Origin of the sequence: Halomonas sp. ATBC28 (assembly GCF_005937175.1) — a bacterium.
Lineage (GTDB): Bacteria > Pseudomonadota > Gammaproteobacteria > Pseudomonadales > Halomonadaceae > Vreelandella > Vreelandella titanicae.
This window is the reverse complement of record NZ_VCQL01000109.1, coordinates 1-454: the sequence shown is the minus strand read 5'-3', so window position 1 is coordinate 454 and position 454 is coordinate 1. Positions and strand designations below refer to the sequence as shown.

Here is a 454-nt window from a genome sequence, read left to right as displayed (position 1 = left end):
ACCCGGTGCTGGAGCGTATCGCCGGCAAGCCTGACCGCCTTGCGGACCTGTGGAAGGCACGATGAAACCGCGCGCCCGCGATGGCGTGATCCTGTTGATGGCGATCCTCGCCATCCTCGGTGCGTTCCTGCACGGCGACGGGCGCTGGCTGCATTGGCTGGCCAAGCCGACCACCACGCTGCTGATCGCTGCCATCGCCTGGCGCGTGCATGATCCAGCGCAGCCGTTCTACCGACGCGCGGTGCTGGCTGGCATGCTGCTGTCGTGCGTGGGGGATATCGCGCTGATGTTGCCGATGGATGCGTTCGTGCCGGGGCTGGTCGCGTTCCTGCTGGCGCACCTCTGCTACATCGTCGCCTTCCGCGATGGCCTGCGTGCCGGGCGTGGCCTGCTCGCCGCCAGCGTCCTGCTCGGTGCGTTCGCTGTACTCAATGTACTTGGCCTGTGGCCGCAC

1 protein-coding gene is annotated in these 454 nt (G+C 67.6%); it reads left to right on the top strand.

Annotation, left to right across the window (positions count from 1 at the left end):
• Positions 1 to 61: 61 nt before the first annotated feature.
• Positions 62 to 454 (top strand): lysoplasmalogenase (locus E0L35_RS25565; protein ID WP_138801732.1); only part of this gene is annotated, 393 nt, incomplete at its 3' end.